This window comes from Dyadobacter sp. Leaf189 (assembly GCF_001424405.1).
Taxonomy (GTDB): domain Bacteria; phylum Bacteroidota; class Bacteroidia; order Cytophagales; family Spirosomataceae; genus Dyadobacter.
In genome coordinates this window covers 260,810-280,131 of the sequence record NZ_LMPS01000006.1, presented here as the reverse complement: position 1 = coordinate 280,131, position 19,322 = coordinate 260,810, and the positions used below count along the sequence as shown (strand labels likewise).

At 47.7% G+C, this 19,322-nt stretch carries 16 protein-coding genes; 4 read left to right on the top strand and 12 right to left on the bottom strand.

Features of this window, described 5'->3' with window-relative positions; all coding sequences use genetic code 11:
* Positions 1–16: 16 nt before the first annotated feature.
* From ASG33_RS19725 to ASG33_RS19715, 3 genes are read right to left on the bottom strand one after another with little or no spacing between them, the layout of a single operon-like run.
* Positions 17–994: a C1q-like domain-containing protein gene (locus ASG33_RS19725; protein WP_082489330.1), complete on the bottom strand. Its 978-nt coding sequence runs from the start codon at positions 992–994 to the stop codon at positions 17–19.
* Positions 995–1,043: 49 nt separating this feature from the next.
* Complete coding sequence (locus ASG33_RS19720; RefSeq protein WP_056289399.1) at positions 1,044–1,739, bottom strand: T9SS type A sorting domain-containing protein; 696 nt, start codon at positions 1,737–1,739, stop codon at positions 1,044–1,046.
* 57 nt (positions 1,740–1,796) lie between these two features.
* Positions 1,797–2,819 carry a C1q-like domain-containing protein gene (locus ASG33_RS19715; RefSeq protein ID WP_157474863.1) on the bottom strand — a complete coding sequence of 341 codons (1,023 nt, stop codon included), beginning with the start codon at positions 2,817–2,819 and terminating at the stop codon, positions 1,797–1,799.
* Positions 2,820–3,006: 187 nt separating this feature from the next.
* On the opposite strand from ASG33_RS19715, the gene ASG33_RS19710 reads away from it, so the two are divergent.
* Positions 3,007–3,879, top strand: coding sequence for a helix-turn-helix transcriptional regulator (locus tag ASG33_RS19710; RefSeq protein ID WP_056289392.1), 873 nt, complete (start codon positions 3,007–3,009; stop codon positions 3,877–3,879).
* 179 nt (positions 3,880–4,058) lie between these two features.
* Here ASG33_RS19710 and ASG33_RS19705 read toward each other — a convergent pair whose 3' ends face one another.
* From ASG33_RS19705 to ASG33_RS19675, 7 genes are all read right to left on the bottom strand, one after another.
* Positions 4,059–4,433, bottom strand: coding sequence for a DUF983 domain-containing protein (locus ASG33_RS19705; RefSeq protein WP_056289389.1), 375 nt, complete (start codon positions 4,431–4,433; stop codon positions 4,059–4,061).
* Positions 4,434–4,555: 122 nt separating this feature from the next.
* Positions 4,556–5,137, bottom strand: a complete 582-nt coding sequence (locus ASG33_RS19700; RefSeq protein WP_056289387.1) for a chemotaxis protein CheB — start codon at positions 5,135–5,137, stop codon at positions 4,556–4,558.
* Entirely contained in the window at positions 5,119–5,928 is an 810-nt protein-coding gene (locus ASG33_RS19695) for a protein-glutamate O-methyltransferase CheR (protein ID WP_056289384.1), read from the bottom strand. The genes ASG33_RS19700 and ASG33_RS19695 overlap by 19 nt, the downstream gene beginning before the upstream one ends.
* A 9-nt stretch (positions 5,929–5,937) precedes the next feature.
* Positions 5,938–6,300, bottom strand: a complete 363-nt coding sequence (locus tag ASG33_RS19690; protein ID WP_229238750.1) for a response regulator — start codon at positions 6,298–6,300, stop codon at positions 5,938–5,940.
* A gap of 36 nt (positions 6,301–6,336) precedes the next feature.
* Positions 6,337–9,939 carry a response regulator gene (locus ASG33_RS19685; protein WP_056289378.1) on the bottom strand — a complete coding sequence of 1,201 codons (3,603 nt, stop codon included), beginning with the start codon at positions 9,937–9,939 and terminating at the stop codon, positions 6,337–6,339.
* A gap of 8 nt (positions 9,940–9,947) precedes the next feature.
* The gene (locus tag ASG33_RS19680; protein ID WP_056289376.1) at positions 9,948–11,543 is read right to left on the bottom strand and encodes a response regulator; all 1,596 of its coding nucleotides are present in this window, start codon (positions 11,541–11,543) and stop codon (positions 9,948–9,950) included.
* Between the two features lie 102 nt (positions 11,544–11,645).
* Positions 11,646–11,900, bottom strand: a complete 255-nt coding sequence (locus tag ASG33_RS19675) for a hypothetical protein (RefSeq protein WP_056289373.1) — start codon at positions 11,898–11,900, stop codon at positions 11,646–11,648.
* A gap of 191 nt (positions 11,901–12,091) precedes the next feature.
* Here ASG33_RS19675 and glgX point away from each other — a divergent pair, with 191 nt between their 5' ends.
* Complete coding sequence (gene glgX, locus ASG33_RS19670; RefSeq protein ID WP_056289370.1) at positions 12,092–14,272, top strand: glycogen debranching protein GlgX; 2,181 nt, start codon at positions 12,092–12,094, stop codon at positions 14,270–14,272.
* Complete coding sequence (treZ, locus tag ASG33_RS19665) at positions 14,269–16,107, top strand: malto-oligosyltrehalose trehalohydrolase (protein ID WP_056289368.1); 1,839 nt, start codon at positions 14,269–14,271, stop codon at positions 16,105–16,107. Before glgX ends, treZ begins: the two co-directional genes overlap by 4 nt.
* Here treZ and ASG33_RS19660 read toward each other — a convergent pair.
* Together ASG33_RS19660 and ASG33_RS19655 are read right to left on the bottom strand one after the other, a co-directional pair.
* Positions 16,102–16,671 carry a hypothetical protein gene (locus ASG33_RS19660; RefSeq protein WP_056289364.1) on the bottom strand — a complete coding sequence of 190 codons (570 nt, stop codon included), beginning with the start codon at positions 16,669–16,671 and terminating at the stop codon, positions 16,102–16,104. The two genes, treZ and ASG33_RS19660, sit on opposite strands and share 6 nt — an antisense overlap.
* A gap of 86 nt (positions 16,672–16,757) precedes the next feature.
* Positions 16,758–17,645, bottom strand: a complete 888-nt coding sequence (locus tag ASG33_RS19655) for an AraC family transcriptional regulator (protein WP_056290520.1) — start codon at positions 17,643–17,645, stop codon at positions 16,758–16,760.
* Positions 17,646–17,828: 183 nt separating this feature from the next.
* Between ASG33_RS19655 and ASG33_RS19650 the strand changes: the two genes are divergently transcribed.
* Positions 17,829–19,298, top strand: a complete 1,470-nt coding sequence (locus ASG33_RS19650; protein WP_409012539.1) for an arabinose isomerase — start codon at positions 17,829–17,831, stop codon at positions 19,296–19,298.
* The last annotated feature ends 24 nt before the right edge of the window (positions 19,299–19,322 follow it).

Sequence of the window (19,322 nt, the reverse complement as noted above, 5' to 3'; positions counted from 1 at the left end):
GCTAAGATATCCACAATTATTTTTGTACAAAATGGCCGCTGAAGTGGCTTGAAGCCGATACAAGATTCAAATTCGAGTTGTTGTTGTGGATGATGTTTACGAATATTTTATCTCCCGCAAATAATTTTACATCAAATGAGTCGAGAAATCCACCTACCGCGTCTTCCATCATTATTACCGATTCATTGTTTCCACTTACATGATGAATTTGTACGCGGGCATCTTCGTTTGTTTCAAAGACAATTTTAACATCAAAGTGGTAAATGCCCGAAGCTTGGGCTTGAAAAGTACTTTCAGGATATGGAGTATAGTTGTTTTGCGTATCATGCTTTTCTAGATCGAAGGGTACACGATAGAGCGTGTTCTTTGCAAGCACCTCTGGTCCCCCAGTTTTCAAGCCAATCACAGTGAAAGCTGCACCACCCTCCCAGGTTGCATTACCTGATGCATCACTAGTTAATACTTTACCAGGGCCAGGTTGTTGCCCGTTGCCCGAAATCTTCACCTTTCCATCTGCAACAAATGCATATCCCGCCTGGCTAAATGCATGTATTGTCTCAGCAGATCCAGATTGGCTAAAATTATTTATCCTGAATGCTGTACCACCACTATTTGTACTGGTAGAGGCATTTACAGGCAACCTAAGTTCCCTTAAACTTGTCCAATCAGGTGATTGTGCAGTACCTATGTTGTAAAAAAAACCTGTTCCTCCTGGTACCTCGGGATTGAGATTATAAACCAGTAAACCAGTAGCTGGTGTAGGAACCGTAGTATTGTCACTAACACTCTGCAAACTCACTCGCGGTATCAAAATTCCTTTATCCGTCGCCTGAACATCGAGGGCGGCGCTGGGATCGGGAGTAGTAGTGTTGATACCTACGCCCTGGCCGAAGCTGGCGGTGGCGAGTAAAGCGGTAAGTAGTGTTCCGCAGATCATTGCCTTTGATCGCATTGAGCGGGTGTTGTTTGGTAATAGGGGGGACAGTTTTTCCATCGTTGTTATGTGTGAATTATAGTTAAAAATTTGAATTAGATGTTGAATTTCAAGGCTGCACAACCTGTATCGTCTTGTTCCCCGCCACAGATTCAATGTTGAGCAGGAAAGAGCCGGTGCCGGGTAGCAGCAGCTGCTCTTGCGTTTGGGGCTGTGTGATTTGCTTTACTTGCCTGCCTGTCTTGTCAAATAGCGTAAGTTTGAAGCTGCGCTCGGGGAGGGTGGCGGTTACTTTTCCGTCTTTTACCGGATTGGGGTAGACTGTAAATCGATCGAGACTTTCATTGTGCGGGATCACACGGATAATCTTGCTGAAACTGAATTTCTCATCAAAATCAACCTGCTTTAAGCGATAGTAGCTTGTAGTTGCTAGCTGGTTGTCAACAAACTGGTAGATGTTCCTGTTCTTTGCATCGCCAGCTCCATCGACCCAGCCGATGTTTTCGAAATGTACTGCGTCTGTGGCTTTTTGAATTTCAAAACCTTTATTACCATATTCTTCCGCAGTTTCCCATTCGAGTTTTGCCGAACCTTCCGCTGTTAGTGTACCGTCAAAGCGGATCAGTTTGACCGGAAGAGGCGAAAGGCTGGAAAAAGAATTAATGCTTCCCAGTACCCATTCCAGGCTCACGCCGCCTGACTGATTGTAATTGGCAGCCGCATAAATGCCACCCGGAGAAATAGACTGCGCCTGTGCAGCCAGGCCAATAAGCAATGAGCTAACGGTGAGGTATATGTTTTTCATTTTGAGAGTTGGTTTGAATGGTATGCTTTCTTTAATTGTACTGTGTAGCCCCATTATTTACCTCACCAGATGCCCAGTGAAATAGGTATAGTAATCTTCGATGTTGATGTTCTCGTGCTGATTACTGGTCGGAGTAACTGTGACATAAACTTTATCGCCTTGCAGCAATTGCACATCCCTAACAAGCATTCCACTGCCCCATGCAAGGACGGTTTCAACTCCATTTCTCAGCAGATTCAAATGCATTGCAAGATTAATACCAAGAACTTTTGCATTGAAGTGATAAATTCCATTTACAGGCGCAGTAAATGTGCTTGCAGGGGATTGATTGTGAAGCGTATAGCTGCTCTGGGTGTCATAATTTTCATTGGCAAATGGAACGACGTACTTTGTGCCAGGCCCTACTACTTCTCCGCCTCCTCCTTTTACACCGGAGACTGAGAAGGCAGTTGGCCCCTGCCAGGTAGCTTCACCAGTTGCATCACTTGTCAAAACTTTACCAACACCAGGCACTTGGCCGGCTCCGAATATCTTCATAAGACCTTTAATTTGAAGCGCATAACCATTATCGCTCTCCGCAAATATTCCCGTTCCAACACCTGCGGAATAACCTTTAATTGCTATTGCGCCACTGCTACCCTGATAATTTTGAATATAGAAGGCGTTGTTTGTTGAAGTTCCATGTGAGTAAGGAAGCTTCAATCTTGAGAGTATTTCCCAATTTGGTGCAACGTGCGTGCCTGTGTTCTCGTAAAATCCGACACCACTTAAAACATTGCCGTTCTTATTGTAAACAAGCAGACCAGTGGCCGGGTTGACTATCGTTGCGTTATCAATCGAACTTTGCAATTCAACCTGCGGGATGAGAATACCTTTATTGGTACTCTGGATATCCAACGCAGCACTGTTGTGAGGTGTTGTAGTGTTGATCCCCACTCCCTGTGCATTCGCTTGTTCGTAGCCAGTGCTTAAAAGAAGCGCTGCAACATAGTATTTGATGTATCCGATTTCTCGGATTTGCTGTGGACGAACGCATGCTAAGCGCTTCCATAAAAAAGTAAGTAGAGATAGATCGTTCATAGTAGTTTTAGATATAAGATTTGGCTAATAGATGCTGTGAGTAAATATGCAATTGCTATTGTTCGCTATAAAGGCGTATTGATCCTGAGGTAGCTTTGAAGAATCTATCGGCAATGGAAATTGAGTTGCGTGCTTCAAACCTGATTCTCCTTAAATTGCCGCATTTACAAACCCCAGCATTTTACCATTGTCACGTTCTACTTTCCCGCGCCTGGATATCGGGCCGCTTTCGGAGTACCGGGCGGAGGATTTTATGATCAGCCGGTTTTCAGAATACCTCAAAGAACATCAGAACCTGGTGTTCCCGCACCGGCATAGCTTCTACCACCTGGTGCTTTTTACCAGTGGCGCAGGTGAGCATATCATTGATTTCAACCACTTTCAGGTCGCAGCCGGACAGATTTATTTCATGGTGCCCGGTCAGGTACACGACTGGCGTTTCGAAGGTGAGCCGGAGGGTTATGTAGTCAATTTTTCGGAATCGTTCTTCCAGTCTTTCCTGTTGCAGCCCGATTACCTCGATTTTTTCAATTTCCTGAACAGCAGCGACAGCCGGAACAATGTATTACAGCTCGATAAATCCGTTTTCGGGAAAGTGACAGGTGTCTTTGAAGAGTTGCTGGAACAGCAGCGAGGAGCGGCTTTGTTCCGTAAAGATATGACGCGCGTTTTGCTGTTACAGCTATTTTTCCTTGTTGCAAGGAATGAGCCTGCGGGGCTGACCAGTGGAAAACCAGTACCTCGCAACCCTGTGATCCGTGATTTTCAAAAGCTCGTCGACAGGCATTTCAGTACCATCAAGCAGCCGGGCGCTTACGCCAAACTCCTCAACATTACACCCAACCACCTGAATGCATTGTGCAAAGAACACCTCGGTGTACAAGCAGGCGAAATCATCCGCGCGCGCATTGTGCTGGAAGCAAAAAGGCTGCTGATCAACCTCAACCTCAGCATTTCACAAGTAGCCGACCAGCTCCATTTCAGCGACAATTCCTATTTTACCAAATTCTTCAAAAAAGAAACCGGGCAAACGCCGGAGGGGTTTCGGGGAGGAATTTAAGGGAAGGGATGGATGGAGGAAACTTGCTTTGTCACCCTGAGCGGAGTCGAAGGGAATGCGACAACGCCCTTCCCTTCGACTCCGCTCAGGGTGACAAAAAAAGGCGACATCGCTCATCCTTCGACCGCCCGGCAGCCCGGTCCGCTCAGGGTGACAAAACATTTTCTACTTGCTAGGCCTCATATCTCCCCAGCTGCTGGCTTGATAAACAGCGCCAGCCAGGAGCGGCGGGCTAGGCGGTAGAACCAGGGGGTTAGGATGACCAGGATGGGGATGATTGCGAATAGGAAATAATCGAGGTATTGTTCGAAAAAGTTGACGCAGATGAGGAATGCGATCACCATGAAGGCGACGTAAAATGCATAGCTCATGTACAACGCACCCTGGTAAAAGCCCGGTTCGGGTACCAGGTTTTCGCCGCAGTGCGGACAATGCTTGTGCATCTTTTCAAAGTTTTTGAGATCGTAGGCGCTTTTGCTCACGAAGAAATCACCCACGCCGCAACGGGGACATTTATTAAAAAAAACGCTATATAGTCTGTTATGCCTGGCCATGATCGTGCTGTTTATCAGGTGAAGGGGGTACCAATTGTTTACCTTACAAATTTCCTCAGAAAACCCCTTTGAAAAAATGACAGAAGTTACCTTTTATGGTAAAAATCAACGATTGTAAAAACTCATTCCAGGCCGTTGATGAAACCTGCGAGTCCGGCAATGTCAAGTGTGTAGTCGACGGTACCGGCGGTGATAGCGTGCTGCGGCATGAAAGGCATTTGTGCGGTATCAGGTTGCTGGGCTACGGTCCGGCCGCCTGCGCGTTTTATTGAAACTAAACCGTTTGTACCGTCTTCATTGGCGCCTGACAAGATAATACCGGTAGTTGCTGCACCAAAGACATCAGCTGCTGATTCAAATGTCACATCAATGCTCGGTCGGCTGAAATTGATTTTCTCGGAGTAGTCGAGCGAAAATGTGTGGTCATTTTCAATGAGTAAGTGGTAGTCGGCAGGAGCGAGGTAAATGCAGCCGGGCACGATCGGGTCTTTGTCTTCTACTTCGACCGTCTTGTTCAAAGTCTTGCTTCCTAGCAGTTCCGTCAGCGACGAATCGCCCGAGTTGCGGCGATGGAGTACAAGTACAACAGGGAAGGGGAGATCGGCTTTGAGCCTGGGAAGAAGCTTGAAAAGCACTTCCAGACTTCCCGCAGAACCTCCGATCAGGAGCAGCCCGCAATGTCGTGCTACATGATTTTCTTCCATATCTTCTCGCGGTTCAGCTGTTTGAACTTGTTTTGTACCACAGAAAATTTCAGCGTTTCCTTTGTTCCGAGCGCCAGGTAGCTCAGCGGAGCGAGACTGGCATCGAACAATTTAAGCACCCTGTCCTGCAACTCTTTATCGAAATATATCAGGACATTGCGGCAAAGTATCAGGTCAAATTCATTAAATGAGCTGTCTGATACCAGGTTATGTGTTGAAATAATGATCTTTTCTGCAAGTTCCCTGTCAAACTTCGCCTGTCCGTAATTGGCTGTATAATAGCCTGAAAAGTCCCTGCTGCCGCCCGATGCAATGTAGCTTTCGGAATATTGTTTCATTTGCGAGAGCGGAAAAATGCCTTTTCTGACCTTTTCCAGCACAGTCGGGTTCAGGTCCGTTGCATATAAAAGCGACTTGCGGAGTAATCCTGCTTCTTTCAGCAGGATCGCCATCGAAAACACTTCCTCACCCGTTGAACATCCTGCGTGCCAGATTCTTATGAAAGGTTTTGTGCCCAGCACCGGCAGTATATCTTCCCTTAATGCTTTGTAAAAAGAAGGATCGCGGAACATTTCCGTCACATTGACGGTGATTTCTTCAACGAACCTTTTCAGGTAATCGGGATCGTTTTTAACGCGGTAACGTAATTCTGCAAAACTCGGGAATTTGTCGAGCAGGCAAAGCCGCTCAATGCGCCTTTTGAGAGAGGCGCGGGAGTAGCTGGTGAAATCGTATCCGTACAAATCGAATAAGTCTGTCAGCAGCAGGTCGATATTTTCATCATCAATCATTTTCCACACTTAAATATCTTCCAGCAGCACCAGTAATTTATCTACATCAATCGGCTTGGAAATATAGGCGTCGGCACCTGCTTGCAGGCATTTTTCCCGATCACCCACCATAGCCTGCGCAGTAACCGCTATTACAGGGGTATTTTTCCGCTGCTCAATGCGCTTGATCAGTGGAATCGCCTCATACCCATCCATTTCCGGCATCATCATATCAATCAGAACTGCATTCACAACCTCGCCGGTTTTCAGCAGTTCCAAAGCCTCCGGCGCCCCGCTACTCGATACGCAATCAAATCCTTTTGCCTTCAAAGTCGCCTTCAAAGCAAAAATATTCCGCGCATCATCATCAATTATCAAAATCCGTTTTTTCATTGTGGAGGTCATTAGGATATTAGGTCACTGGGTCATTCAAAACTTCTCATAAAGCCACACCCGCAGTAGCGACATCAGCTGATCGATATCTACCGGCTTGGTGATATAGTCAGATGCGCCGGCATTGATGCATTTTTCCCTGTCACCGGTCATCGCTTTTGCAGTTACCGCAATTACAGGAAGGTTGCGCCACTTAGGATTTTCACGAATGCGGCGCGCCGTTTCGTACCCGTCCATTTGCGGCATCATCATATCCAGCAACACTACGTCAATTTCGGGATTGTCTTCCAGCTTCGCCAATGCTTCCTTGCCGTCAAGGGCAGTGACCACATTCATTTTATAATTTTCCAGCGATTTGGAAAGCGAGAAGATGTTACGCACATCATCGTCGGCAATCAGCACTGTTTTATTGCTCAGTATTTCACTCAGTCCACCCAGCTTTTTCTGGTCTGAGCCGCGCTGTGTTGACTTTTTATTTTCTTCCACCACATGCAGGAACAATGAAACTTCATCGAGCATGCGCTGGTACGAATGCGCCGTTTTCACGATAATGGAGTCCGCATACTGTTTAATACGCAGTTCTTCGGACATGGAAAGGCTCTTTCCGGTAAAAATGATAATTGGAATATTTTCCAGTCCGGGGTTTTTCTTCGCCTCTTCCAGTGCGTCATAAGCTTTCTTATCGGGGATTCCCATATCAAGGATCACGCAATCGGCCTCATTGTTTTTCAATGCAGAGATACCTTCCGACAAGTCGCTTTTCAGTTCCGAGTTGATATCAAATGTACCAAGGAAATAAGCCAGCGCCTTGGCGTGCATGGAGTTATCTTCCAGGATCAGCACTTTTTTGGATTTTTTGCTGATCACATATTCTATCTTTTTGAACACCTCCTGCAACTTGTCGATCGCCATTGGTTTATCGATGAAATCGATAGCTCCCTTCATCAGGCTCTCGTTTTTCATTCTGTGCGACGACATGATGTGCACCGGAATGTGCCGCGTTTCAGGGTCGCTTTTCAGCTGGTCCATTACATCCCAGCCGCTGATTATCGGCAGCTGAATATCCAGCAGGATACCGATCGGCTTGAAGGTTTTGGCAAGTTGCAAGCCTTCGTCACCTCTCACTGAAACAATCCCTTTATAACCATGGCGACGGGTATAGTCGAGCAGCGATTTGGCAAAGAATGTATCGTCTTCAACGATCAGGATCGTTTTATCGCCGGATTGGACCGTATTCCGGTCATCGGAAATGCTTTCGGGAATGATCGTGCTCACAAACCGGTGGTCTGTTTCAGGTACAGCCTTTACAGGAAGTGTCTCTTCTTTCACGGTTTTGAAGAAATCATCTTCTTTCTCCTGAACGGCATAAACGGCAGCTATCGGGATAATGACCGTAAACTCGCTTCCCTGATTTTCAATGCTGGTAAGCGCAATCTCGCCGCCGAGCAGTTTCACCAGCTCGCGGCTGATCGAAAGTCCGAGTCCGGTACCTCCGTATTTCCGTTTGGTTGAACCGTCAGCTTGCTGAAATGCTTCAAAAATGTGCTTCTGCTTCTCAGGCGCAACCCCGATACCGGTATCTTTTACCTTAAAGCTCAACATATTGTCATTGCCTTCATGCAGCCTGATCTGAACTTCGACGTAGCCTTTTGCAGTAAATTTCAGCGCATTGGAGATCAGGTTTTTCAGGATCTGTTCCAATCGCATCTTATCCGTTTCAATCACCACCGGAACTCCCTGGCCAATGTTAACGGTAAAGTCAAGTCCCTTTTCGCGAGCCACGGGAGCGAACATACCTTTCAGGTCATCGGAGATTTCCTTGATAGACACATTCACATAATCCAGCTCCATTTTGCCGGCCTCAATTTTAGAAAGGTCCAGGATCTCGTCGATCAGCCCCAGCAATCCATTGCCCGAAGATTGGATCACGGTAGCATACTCGATCTGCTCGTCGGTCAGGTTCTTGTCATCGTTTTCAGATAACAGCCTGCTTAGTAGCAGGATGGAGTTGAGTGGCGTGCGCAGTTCGTGCGACATATTCGCCAGAAACTCTGATTTATACCTCGTAGTCAGTTCAAGCTCTTCCGCTTTTTTGACGATCTCTATATTTTTCTCTTCCAGCAATCCGCTCCGCTCTTCGAGTTCCTCATTGGTCTGCTGCAGTTCTTCCTGCTGCACGCGGAGCTCCTCTTCCGAAGCCTGCAATTTCTGCGACTGCGCTTCCAGTTCCGCATTCAGGTTTTCGAGTTCATTGTGTTGCGTTTGCAGTTCTTCCGCCTGCGCCTGCGTTTCTTCAAGGAAGTTCTGCAGTTTCAGGTAATCCAAAGCAGAATTCACGCTCGTGCCAATCGCTTCCAGGTTGTTTTCCAGGAACTGTATCTGCAGCTCGTCCGGATTTTTCAGAAATGCGAGCTCGATCACGCCAATGCATTCATACGCATAGGAAAGCGGCAGGATCACAACAGCTGCGGGACTCACATCGCCGAGGGAAGATGTAACGCGCAGGTAATTGGCGGGCACGTCGTTGACGAACATCGGCTTTTTACTTTCAATCACCTGTCCGGCCAACCCTTCGCCCGGAGTAACCATTTCCGGCGCGCTTTTAACAGCATAGGTGCCTGTCAACCGGTAATTCCAGTCATTGTCGATAATGTAAATGGTACCCAAACTAGCCCCCGAATAGTCTGCAAGGGTGTTCAGCAAATTGGCGGTCAACTTTTTAAGGATCCGCTCGCCCCGTATCGCATCGCTGATCTTTACAGATCCCGTTTGCAGCCAGTTTCTGCTGTTCAGGTCATTAAATGTTTGTTCCAGAGAACTGGTCATATTATTGAGCGCCACAGAGATGCGGCCAATCTCGTCTTCGGATTCGTCGGTGCTGCGCACAGTGTAGTCACCGTCTGAAACCTGCTGGGTAACCTCCTCAATGTACCTGATCCGCCTCTCCGTCTCCGCGTATTTCCTGTTTTCAAGCTCCTGCAGGGCAATGCGTTTGTCCATATCATTTTTGATACGGAAGTATGCAAATACCGTGATCATAATAGAAATGAGCGCGGCAATGATCAGCAGGATAGGAGTGTACTTAATGTAAATCTGTTGTTGTTCGAGGCGGTCGGTCAGTATCGCTTTTTCTTCGTCTTTGATATGCTCGGTTGCAAATCTCAGATCGTCCATTACTTTCTTGCCCCGCAGCATTTCACGCAGCCGCGCCTCGGTATCCACGGCAAAACCGGGATTCTTGCGCGTCATATCTATGATATTCTGCATTTGCCCGAATTTCGCTTCATAAAGCGCCTTTACTTCACGCAGGTATTTTTGCTGGGCAGGATTGTCAAGGGTGAGTTCCGACAGGCGGTTGTAGCTGCGGGTGGTTTTTTCATAAGCCCCATTATAAGGTTCCAGGAAAGTCGGGTCAAGTGTCACCAGGAAACCGCGCTGCCCTGTTTCCGCATCCTTCATGTGCGAAATGATCGCCTCCGCTTCCAGCAGTACTTCATTGGTGTGATTAACCAGCTCTGAATTGTTGATCAGCTTCTGGGTACTGTAATACGACGCCAGCAAACTGAAAATCAGCAGCAGGGTTGAAAATGAAAATACGATCTGAAGCTGCTGGATAATAGAGTTAGAAGTTTTTCTCATAAATGCGTTTACTTGTTTTCAAGGGTTGTTTCCTGTGATGTTTGCTGGACAGCGGGCAATACCAGAATAAACCTGGCACCTTCGTTTTGTGTGCTCTGGGCGGATATCAGCCCATTGTGTTTGTCCATGATCTTTTTGGCAATAGCGAGCCCTATACCCGTGCCTTCGTAGCTGTTGAGGTTATTGAGCCGCTGAAAAATGACAAAAATCCGGTCAAGGAATTTCTCGTCAAATCCTATTCCATTGTCGGCGATTACGATCCTGCAAAAACCACCAGCAGGGGAAGGTTCGGAATGCACATCTTTATGTTCAATGAGCTCGGCGGTGATGGTAATGCGCGGCGGCACGTCGGGTTTGGAGAATTTCAATGCATTACTGATCAGGTTCTGGAATACCTGCCTGATCTGGCTTGGAATAGTATCGATCAGCGGCAGCTTGCCAATGGAGATCTCTGCATTCTTTTGCAAAATAATTTCGTCAAAGTCCGACAGCAGATCGCTGATGAGCATATTCAGATCGGTAAGTAGGAAATTTGCTTTGACAGAAAGCCTGGAATAATCAAGCAAGTCGCTGATCAGGCGCGACATTCTTGCCGAAGAGTTGATCGACCGGTTGAGGTAAGAGGTCGCCTCTGCATTGTCGTTCAGGTATTTATCTTTGATCAGATGACTGAATGTCTGTATCTTCCTGAGTGGCTCCTTCAGATCATGGGATACTACCCAGGCAAACTGCTGCAATTCGTGGTTGGTGGTTTCCAGCTCTGTGTTCTTGTCCATCAGCTCCTTCGTCCTCAGCTCAACCTTATGTTCCAGCAGTTCGTTGGCCATTTTTTGCTGGTGGATATCTGTAAATGAACCAACCCAGCGCACGATGCCGGTACCCTGGTAAACCGGGATGATCTTTAACAGGAAATATCTATAGTCGGTAGTCCCAAGCTGTTTGAGCCGCGCTTCTGTTGAAAATTCCTGTCCGTTGCGGAAGCATTCTTCCCATCTCTCCCAAAACTCATCTTCCGGATGCGTTTCGGGGAACACCGCTGCATCTTCCGAATACTGAAACCAGTGTTCGTTCACATACTCGATCTTTCCGTCCGTTTTAACGGTGAATGCAATCTGCGGTAATGATTCGAGGATAAAACGCAGCTCCTGCATGCGGGAAGCGAGCTCATCCTGGGCGTTTTTACGAATGTCAATTTCCTGTCTCAGCGATTCCTGAATCGCTTTCAGCTCCTGCTGTTGCTCATAAAGGCGCACAAACGTTTTTACCTTCAGCAAAAGAATGTCAGGATCGACAGGCTTTGTGAGATAATCGATCCCGCCCGACGCATAGCCTCGTGTGATAAAACGCTTTTCGGTATTTACTGCGGAGAGGAAAATAATGGGGGTGTCTTTGGCCCGCCCAAATCCGGAGATAGCCTCGGCGACTTCAAATCCGTCCATGCCGGGCATTTGAACATCCATGATAATCACGGAATAATTGTTGTTGAGCACCTTCTTCAAAGCCTCCTCACCAGACTCAGCCGAGTCTGTTTTAAAATCATGTAATTCCAGGATTTTCTTTAGAGGTAGAATGTTTTCCGGCCTGTCGTCGACAATCAGGATCATAGTAAAGGGTAAAGGAACAAAAAGGAGCGCGCGTGTGACTTTTGGTTTACAAAAATCATACCTAAATGCCCTATCTGCGCAAATAAGCCATTTTTGACAACATTATGAAGCGGTTTGCTCCCCAAGTGTTTGCGCAACCAGCAATTTCAACTCTTCCACCCATTTTTGCACCGTAATCATCGGGTGAACGTACGGTGTTTCAAAATCCTCAACAATAGACGTTTTGCCTTTTTCCTTCACAAGCCTGATCAGCTCTTCCACCAGATAATCCTGTGAAGAATCAAATTCCGTATCTTCATTGGTCTCTGCTGTTTGTTCCAGGAATGCGGCCAGTCTCAGGAGTTCTTCTTGTGTCATATCAATTCAGTTTGCGTGTCGGGTATGATGCTGGGGAAAAATCTCCCGAGCCCCACGGTTCTCGCGTGGCATAATTTTATAGCAAATTGCGTACTAACAGCTCAGTCGGGCAACAAAATGCTGTTTTCCACAGCTAAAAGGCACATTAAGCTGCCAATCCTCAAATCATCGCAGAAAAAAAATCAGCATATATGAAAAAAATTGCCAACAAGAAAGTTGTAGATCAATCGAAGTTAGACAATATAGTAGTATACCCCGGAGAGCCTTATCCGCTCGGGGCTACGTGGGACGGAAAAGGGGTGAACTTTGCGCTTTACTCAGAGCATGCGACAGGCGTGGAGCTTTGTCTGTTTGATAGTGAAGAGAGTATTACCGAGAATGTCAAAATCCAGATCAGGGAAGTTTCACATTACGTGTGGCACGTATACGTTCCAGGCCTTAAACCCGGACAGCTTTACGGCTACCGGGTACACGGACCATATGAGCCAACGGTAGGTTTGCGCTTCAATCCCAATAAGTTACTGATCGATCCTTACGCAAAATCCATTTCCGGCACGATCCAGTGGCACGATTCACTTTTCGGTTACGAGATCGGTCACCCTGATGAAGATCTGAGTTTTAGTGATTCGGACAGCGCGCCTTATGTGCCTAAGTCGGTGGTTGTAGATCATCTGTTTGACTGGGAAAATGTAAAAGCACCCGAGATCCCTTATCACGATACCATTATATATGAAGCCCACGTAAAAGGCTTCACCAATCTTCACCCGGACATTCCGGAAGAGATCAGGGGTACATACGCAGGACTTGCACACCACGCATCGATCAGCTATCTGAAAAAGCTGGGTGTTACTGCCATTGAGCTGATGCCCGTGCACCATTTTATATCTGACCGCCATTTAAAAGAACGCGGGCTGACCAATTACTGGGGCTACAATTCCATCGGCTTTTTTGCTCCGGATGTGCGTTACAGCAGCTCAGGTACGCACGGTCAGCAGGTAATTGAGTTTAAAAACATGGTGAAGGAAATGCACAAAGCCGGCATTGAGGTTATCCTTGATGTCGTGTATAACCATACTGGCGAAGGAAACCAGATGGGACCGACCATTTCTTTCCGCGGAATTGATAATATGGCGTATTACCGTTTAATGGACGGCCGCTATTATATGGATTATACCGGTACAGGCAATACGCTGAATGCCAGGCTGCCAAATGTACTCAGACTGATCATGGATAGTTTGCGCTACTGGATCACGGAGATGCACGTCGACGGGTTCCGCTTTGACCTGGCTTCAACGCTCGCCAGGGAGCTCCATGAGGTAGACAGGCTGAGTGCATTCTTTGATATCATTCACCAGGACCCTATTATTTCACAGGTGAAACTGATCGCCGAACCCTGGGATATCGGCCACGACGGCTACCAGGTAGGTAAGTTTCCGATCGGCTGGGCTGAATGGAACGGGCGGTACCGCGATTGTATGCGCGACTACTGGCGCGGGGCAGACAGTATGCTGGCCGAGTTCGCGGAGCGGTTTACCGGAAGTTCGGATTTGTATAAAGGAGAAGACCGGCATCCTACTGCTAGCATCAACTTCATCACCGCACACGACGGTTTTACGCTGAATGATCTTGTCTCGTATAATGACAAGCGTAATGATGAAAACGGCGAAAATAACAATGATGGAGAAAGTCATAACCGCTCGTGGAATTGCGGTGAAGAAGGGCCGACGGAAAACGATGAGGTAGTGAAGCTCCGGAACAAGCAAAAACGCAATTTCCTGACCACACTTTTCCTTTCACAGGGCGTACCTATGCTGGTAGCGGGCGATGAATGGGGCAGAACGCAGCAGGGAAATAACAATGCATACTGTCAGGATAATGAAATATCGTGGCTGAACTGGGACCAGGCGGATCAGCAACTACTTGGGTTTACCCAAAAGCTGATCAAATTCTGTAAAGCCCACGCCACATTCCGCCGCCGCCACTGGTTCCGCGGAATGCCGATCAAAGGGATAGGTCTGGAAGATATTGCGTGGTTTTTGCCAGACGGGCAAGAGATGCCGGATGAAAACTGGAATCATGATTATGCAAAATCACTGGGCGTGTTCTTGAATGGAAAAGGGATTCGCCACATGAACCCGAAAGGCGAGCCGATCTACGATGATAGCTTTTATATGATCTTCAATGCGCATTATGAGCCTGTGGAATACAAGTTACCTCCCGAAAAATACGGAACCGAATGGAGGAAAGTGATCGATACAAGCGAATGCTGCGTAACGGAAGACGGGCAGATCATTGCGCCGGACACCACCATTACAGTTGACAGCAGATCGATAGTTGTTTTTAAACACGCATTGGAAGAGCAAAAACTATGAGCTTTAGTGAGACATTGCCCGCAGTACCGGGTATAAGATTTAATGAATTTGGAGAAGCGGAAGTGCTCATCTGGGCGCCGCTCGCGGAGGAAGCTGGTATCCTGCTGGTCAATCAGAACAAAACATTGCCGCTTGAAAAAGCTGAATACGGTTACTGGACCCTGAAAACGGAGGATATTAAACCCGATGATCTGTATCAGATTGTGTTGGGAGATGAAGAGCCGCTTCCTGATCCTGCGTCAGTGTACCAGCCCAAAGGTGTTCACGGGCCGTCTCAGGCGGTTGATATCAAGAGTTTTCAATGGACAGACCAGCAATGGGCTAATCCTGCGCTTTCAGACTATATTATTTACGAAGTCCATATCGGTACATTCACGCCGGAAGGTACCTTGCAGGCAATAGAAAGCAAGCTAGATCACCTGGTGGAACTGGGCGTTAATGCGATTGAAATTATGCCGGTATCTCAGTTTGCCGGCGGTCGGAACTGGGGTTATGATGGTGTGTTCCCTTATTCGGTACAGGATTCTTACGGCGGTCCGCGGGCGATGCAGGAGTTTGTCAATGCGTGTCACGCGAAAGGAATAGCTGTAGTGCTGGACATGGTTTATAACCACCTGGGCCCGGAAGGGAATGTATTTGGCAAGTTCGGCCATTATTTTACAGACAAGTACCACACGCCCTGGGGCGACGCGGTCAATGTAGATGATGCATGGAGCGATGCCGTGCGGCAGTATTTTATCGAGAATGCATTGATGTGGTTCCACGACTTCCATATCGACGCATTGCGGCTGGATGCTGTGCATGCGATCAGGGATTTTGGTCCATTGCATTTACTGAAAGAAATGAAGATGCGGGTCAACGAGCTTTCGCAGGTCACCAACAAACAGCATTACCTGATGGTGGAAATGGACCTGAACGATACGCGCTTTATAAAGCCTGTCGAAGAAGGTGGCTACGGAATGGATGCGCAATGGATAGACGAATTTCATCACGCATTGCGGGTTTCTTCCGGTCAGCAGAAGAGTGGGTACTACTCAGATTTTGAGCCGATTGTGTCACTTGCCAAGTCTTATAAAGATGCTTACGTGTACGACGGTGTCTACTCGGATCACCGGAAGCGGAAGTTTGGTGTAAAAGCCGACGGACATCCCGGCGAGCAGTTCATCGTATTTTCTCAAAACCACGACCATGTAGGTAACCGTATGCTCGGGGAGCGTACAAGCCAGCTGGTTAGTTTTGAAATGCAGAAATTACTTGCCGGTGCCGTGCTGATCAGTCCCTATTTGCCGCTGTTGTTTATGGGAGAAGAATGGAGTGAAACAAATCCATTTCAATATTTTGTCAGCCACACTGATCCTGAACTGGCCGAGGCTGTGCGAAAAGGCCGAAAAAGCGAGTTCGCGGCGTTCCATATAGAAGGCGACGCGCCTGATCCGGTGAGTGAAGAGATATTTCAAAAGTCGAAAGTGCAATGGGAGCTGTTGGACAAAGAGCCGCACCGCACGATGCTGAACTACTATAAAACCTTTATATCACTACGGAAACAGGAACCCGCATTGCGCAAAACCGATCGGGAAGGAGTTGTGGTAGAAGGATTTGAAGACCGTGAGCTGATCATTTTACAGCGGATTTCACCGGAACAGCATCTGACTGCCGTGCTGAATTTTTCAAAGAATGCCCAGGAGGTATCTTTACCCGGCGAGGCAAACTGGCAGAAGCTCATGGTTTCTTCTGACGCGAAATGGGGAGGGGAAAAGGATCTTCCGGAAACAGCAGAAGGCGGCGTAATCAGGGTGCAGCCGGAATCAATTTCCGTATACACGAGCCGGTTATAAATTCCTGATCTTGATACTTATATCCTGAGGAGCAGCTTCGTCTCCTCCGAAATAGGGGAGCAGCTTATACGCGATGCCGACGCCACCATCACAGTGGCGCGGCATTGTTGTTTCTACGCCACGAAAAGTGAAAATGTAAGATTTGTCCCCGGCCGCCAGTCTGAAACTGGTCAGTTCGTTAAGCTCGGCAGTTCCGAGTTCTTTTTCCTGGCGCACGCCATTTACATATACATAAGCGTAAATCCGGAGCGCGCCTTCACGCCAGTTCCAGCCGAACCTGGCACTATTGTTCTGGTGACCGGAGCTGCAATCCGAGAATCCGTAGAGCTTATTAATATCATTTTGATTTTCCGGAACTGCATTCTGATACACGCAGCTGCTGTCAAAAATCGCCTGAAAATGCATGGAAGAAGAGGTAAAAGGCGTATTCAGGTTGTTGTCTACCTCGTGGTTTCCCTTGCGGATCGTGTAAGTAATAAAGTCGTCGCCGAAACTTGGCGAATTGCCGATCCAGTCACACGATGAAACGATCAGTAGCAGTAGCAGAACGGGAATGTATTTCATTCAGCAGGATATTTGAAACAATTCTATCAACGAGCGCTTCTCAGGAAAATTGAATTGGTACCTGCGTTTTGACGCATTTACATGCATTATCCCTCCCGGTAAGAAGTGGGCGGTACCGTCATTTTCTTCTTGAATATTCGCGAAAAATAAAATTCCGACTCAAAGCCCGTCTTGTACGCGATCTCGGAAACGGACAATGAAGTTTCCCGAAGCATCTCACAGGCTTTCTCAATTTTAAGGTTCAGATGGTACTGCCCGGGCGAGGTACCGATCACCTCTTTAAATGCCTTCCTGAACCAGCCGTAACTTACCCCATGCTGCCGGGCGAGTTTTTCCATATCCAGGTTCACGGTGCTGCTTTCGTGAATCTGGTACCGCATCCGGTGTACGAGTTTTTCCTTGTAAGATCGCGCATGATCGGTCATCAATGCAGATGCATAAATGAGGCCCAGCAGCTGGATTACGAGGCAGGAAGAAATTTGCTTGTAAGCTATTCCCTCGAATTTCAATGTTTGTACAAGGCGGATAAAGACATTCAGAAGCTCGGAATTGAAACCAATGTGGATCAGCGGATTCTCGGCATTGAAGCAGTCCTGCCGCATCAGGTACTCCGAGTAATGACCGCCGAATCCCACCCAGAACTCTTCCCAGCCCGACTCCTGCGAAGGTTTGTAGCGGTGCCATACATTAGGAAAAAGCAGGAATGCGGTACCAGCTTCCACGATCGTCGGCGGAATGGTTTCGGTCTCAAAAACACCACTCCCGGTGGAGATATACACCAGCTGGAATTCATTGAGCACGCGTCCTTTTTCCCAGTCGAAGTAGTAGCTGTCAGGGTGATTCTGGTCCGGATAAATTTTTCCGGCCGGATGCAGGTTGTGGCCGACATTCAGGATAGATACTCCCCAGTTAGGTTCAGATCCTGCGAGTGCTTCAAGTTGTTCCTGACTAAAATATTTACGGTATAGTTCCATATCATTTTGTGCAAACATTGAATCACATTATTCATTGGATGTGATCTGTATTGTGTCCTATTTTTGCAAACCAAAGTTTAATTTAACCCAGTTTTAACTACTTCTCAACGAAAAAATAATTCTCTCCACCATTTTCCCAGAGCTGGCGTTGGAGAAGGATTTGTATTTTTTGATATGACTAAATTGTACACTCATCAACTAAAAATCGGTCTGTTCGGTGTCGGACTACAGGCTTATTGGGAACAATTTGAAGGGCTGGAAGAAAGATTGAAAGGCTACCTCGAAGTAGTTGATACAAAGCTGACCAACTGCGGTGCCGAGATCGTCAATCTTGGTCTGATCGACAGTCCCGAAAAAGCTATGGAAGCAGGGCACGCATTCAGGAAAGCAGATGTAGACCTGCTTTTTTTGTACGTAACAACCTACGCGCTTTCAGCTACGGTTTTGCCGGTGGTCAGGCGGGCCAATGTGCCCGTCGTTGTGCTTAACCTCGTTCCCGAAGCTGCTATCGACTACAATGCATTTAACAAAATCGGTGACCGTACCCGGATGACAGGGGAGTGGCTGGCGTATTGTTCAGCCTGCCCGGTACCCGAGCTGGCGAATGTTTTCAAACGTTCGCGCGTGCCATTTTACCAGGTTACCGGCATGCTGCACAACGATCCGGAAGCTTGGGACGAAGTACAGGAGTGGATCCAAGCTGCGCAGGTCGCCAGCGTCATGGCGCATAACCGCCTGGGATTAATGGGCGGGTACTATGGTGGTATGCTCGACATTTACTCGAATCTCACACTGCAATGCGCCACCTTCGGCGGACATATTGAAATGATCGAAGTCGATGAGCTTTCAGCGATCCGGCAAGAAGTGTCCGATGAAGAAATAGAGGATATACTGCAAGTTTTTGCAAGTGAATTTGAAATCCAGCCCGATTGTCCGGAAGCCGAACTGCGCCGGGCCGCGAGCACCGCAGTTGCGCTCGACAAGCTGGTTGCCCGCCACGGACTGGGTTCGATGGCTTATTACCACAAAGGAACAGGGAATGTACCCAATGCGGACACAATGAGCTCAGTGATTCTCGGTAACTCCCTGCTGACTGCCCGGGGCATTCCGGTTGCAGGAGAGTACGAGGTGAAAAACGCGCAGGCGATGAAGATCCTGGATGCATTTGGTGCCGGCGGCTCTTTTACCGAGTATTATGCCATGGATTATACTGACGACGTGGTTCTCATGGGGCACGACGGTCCGGGCCACATTGCTATCGCCGAAGGCAAAACCAAAGTGCGCCCATTGTATGTATATCATGGTAAAACAGGCAACGGGCTTTCTGTTGAAATGAGCGTAAAGCACGGCCCTGTTACGCTGCTTTCAGTAGTTGAAACAGTGGACGGGAAAGTGGTATTGCTGGTGGCAGAAGGGGAATCGGTGGCGGGACCGGTCCTGGAAATTGGGAATACAAACAGCCGGTATCGGTTTCCATTGGGTGCACGCAGATTTGTTGAATGCTGGAACAGCCACGGCCCGGCACATCATTGCGCCGTCGGTGTCGGACATATCAGCTCAAAAATAGACAAGCTAGCCAGGCTGTTGGGCATTGAAGCGCATATTGTTTGTCGCTGGGAAGATCAGCATTCAACCATCAAAAGCGGCCATTGAGGCATAAAAAAGCCGGATCCAGAA

Bases quoted from the DNA above. Each gene is read 5' to 3' on its own strand.
- ASG33_RS19725 (WP_082489330.1), bottom strand. From the start codon at position 994: ATGGAAAAACTGTCCCCCCTATTACCAAACAACACCCGCTCAATGCGA.
- ASG33_RS19720 (WP_056289399.1), bottom strand. From the start codon at position 1,739: ATGAAAAACATATACCTCACCGTTAGCTCATTGCTTATTGGCCTGGCT.
- ASG33_RS19715 (WP_157474863.1), bottom strand. From the start codon at position 2,819: ATGAACGATCTATCTCTACTTACTTTTTTATGGAAGCGCTTAGCATGC.
- ASG33_RS19705 (WP_056289389.1), bottom strand. From the start codon at position 4,433: ATGGCCAGGCATAACAGACTATATAGCGTTTTTTTTAATAAATGTCCC.
- ASG33_RS19700 (WP_056289387.1), bottom strand. From the start codon at position 5,137: ATGGAAGAAAATCATGTAGCACGACATTGCGGGCTGCTCCTGATCGGA.
- ASG33_RS19695 (WP_056289384.1), bottom strand. From the start codon at position 5,928: ATGATTGATGATGAAAATATCGACCTGCTGCTGACAGACTTATTCGAT.
- ASG33_RS19690 (WP_229238750.1), bottom strand. From the start codon at position 6,300: ATGAAAAAACGGATTTTGATAATTGATGATGATGCGCGGAATATTTTT.
- ASG33_RS19685 (WP_056289378.1), bottom strand. From the start codon at position 9,939: ATGAGAAAAACTTCTAACTCTATTATCCAGCAGCTTCAGATCGTATTT.
- ASG33_RS19680 (WP_056289376.1), bottom strand. From the start codon at position 11,543: ATGATCCTGATTGTCGACGACAGGCCGGAAAACATTCTACCTCTAAAG.
- ASG33_RS19675 (WP_056289373.1), bottom strand. From the start codon at position 11,900: ATGACACAAGAAGAACTCCTGAGACTGGCCGCATTCCTGGAACAAACA.
- glgX (WP_056289370.1), top strand. From the start codon at position 12,092: ATGAAAAAAATTGCCAACAAGAAAGTTGTAGATCAATCGAAGTTAGAC.
- treZ (WP_056289368.1), top strand. From the start codon at position 14,269: ATGAGCTTTAGTGAGACATTGCCCGCAGTACCGGGTATAAGATTTAAT.
- ASG33_RS19660 (WP_056289364.1), bottom strand. From the start codon at position 16,671: ATGAAATACATTCCCGTTCTGCTACTGCTACTGATCGTTTCATCGTGT.
- ASG33_RS19655 (WP_056290520.1), bottom strand. From the start codon at position 17,645: ATGGAACTATACCGTAAATATTTTAGTCAGGAACAACTTGAAGCACTC.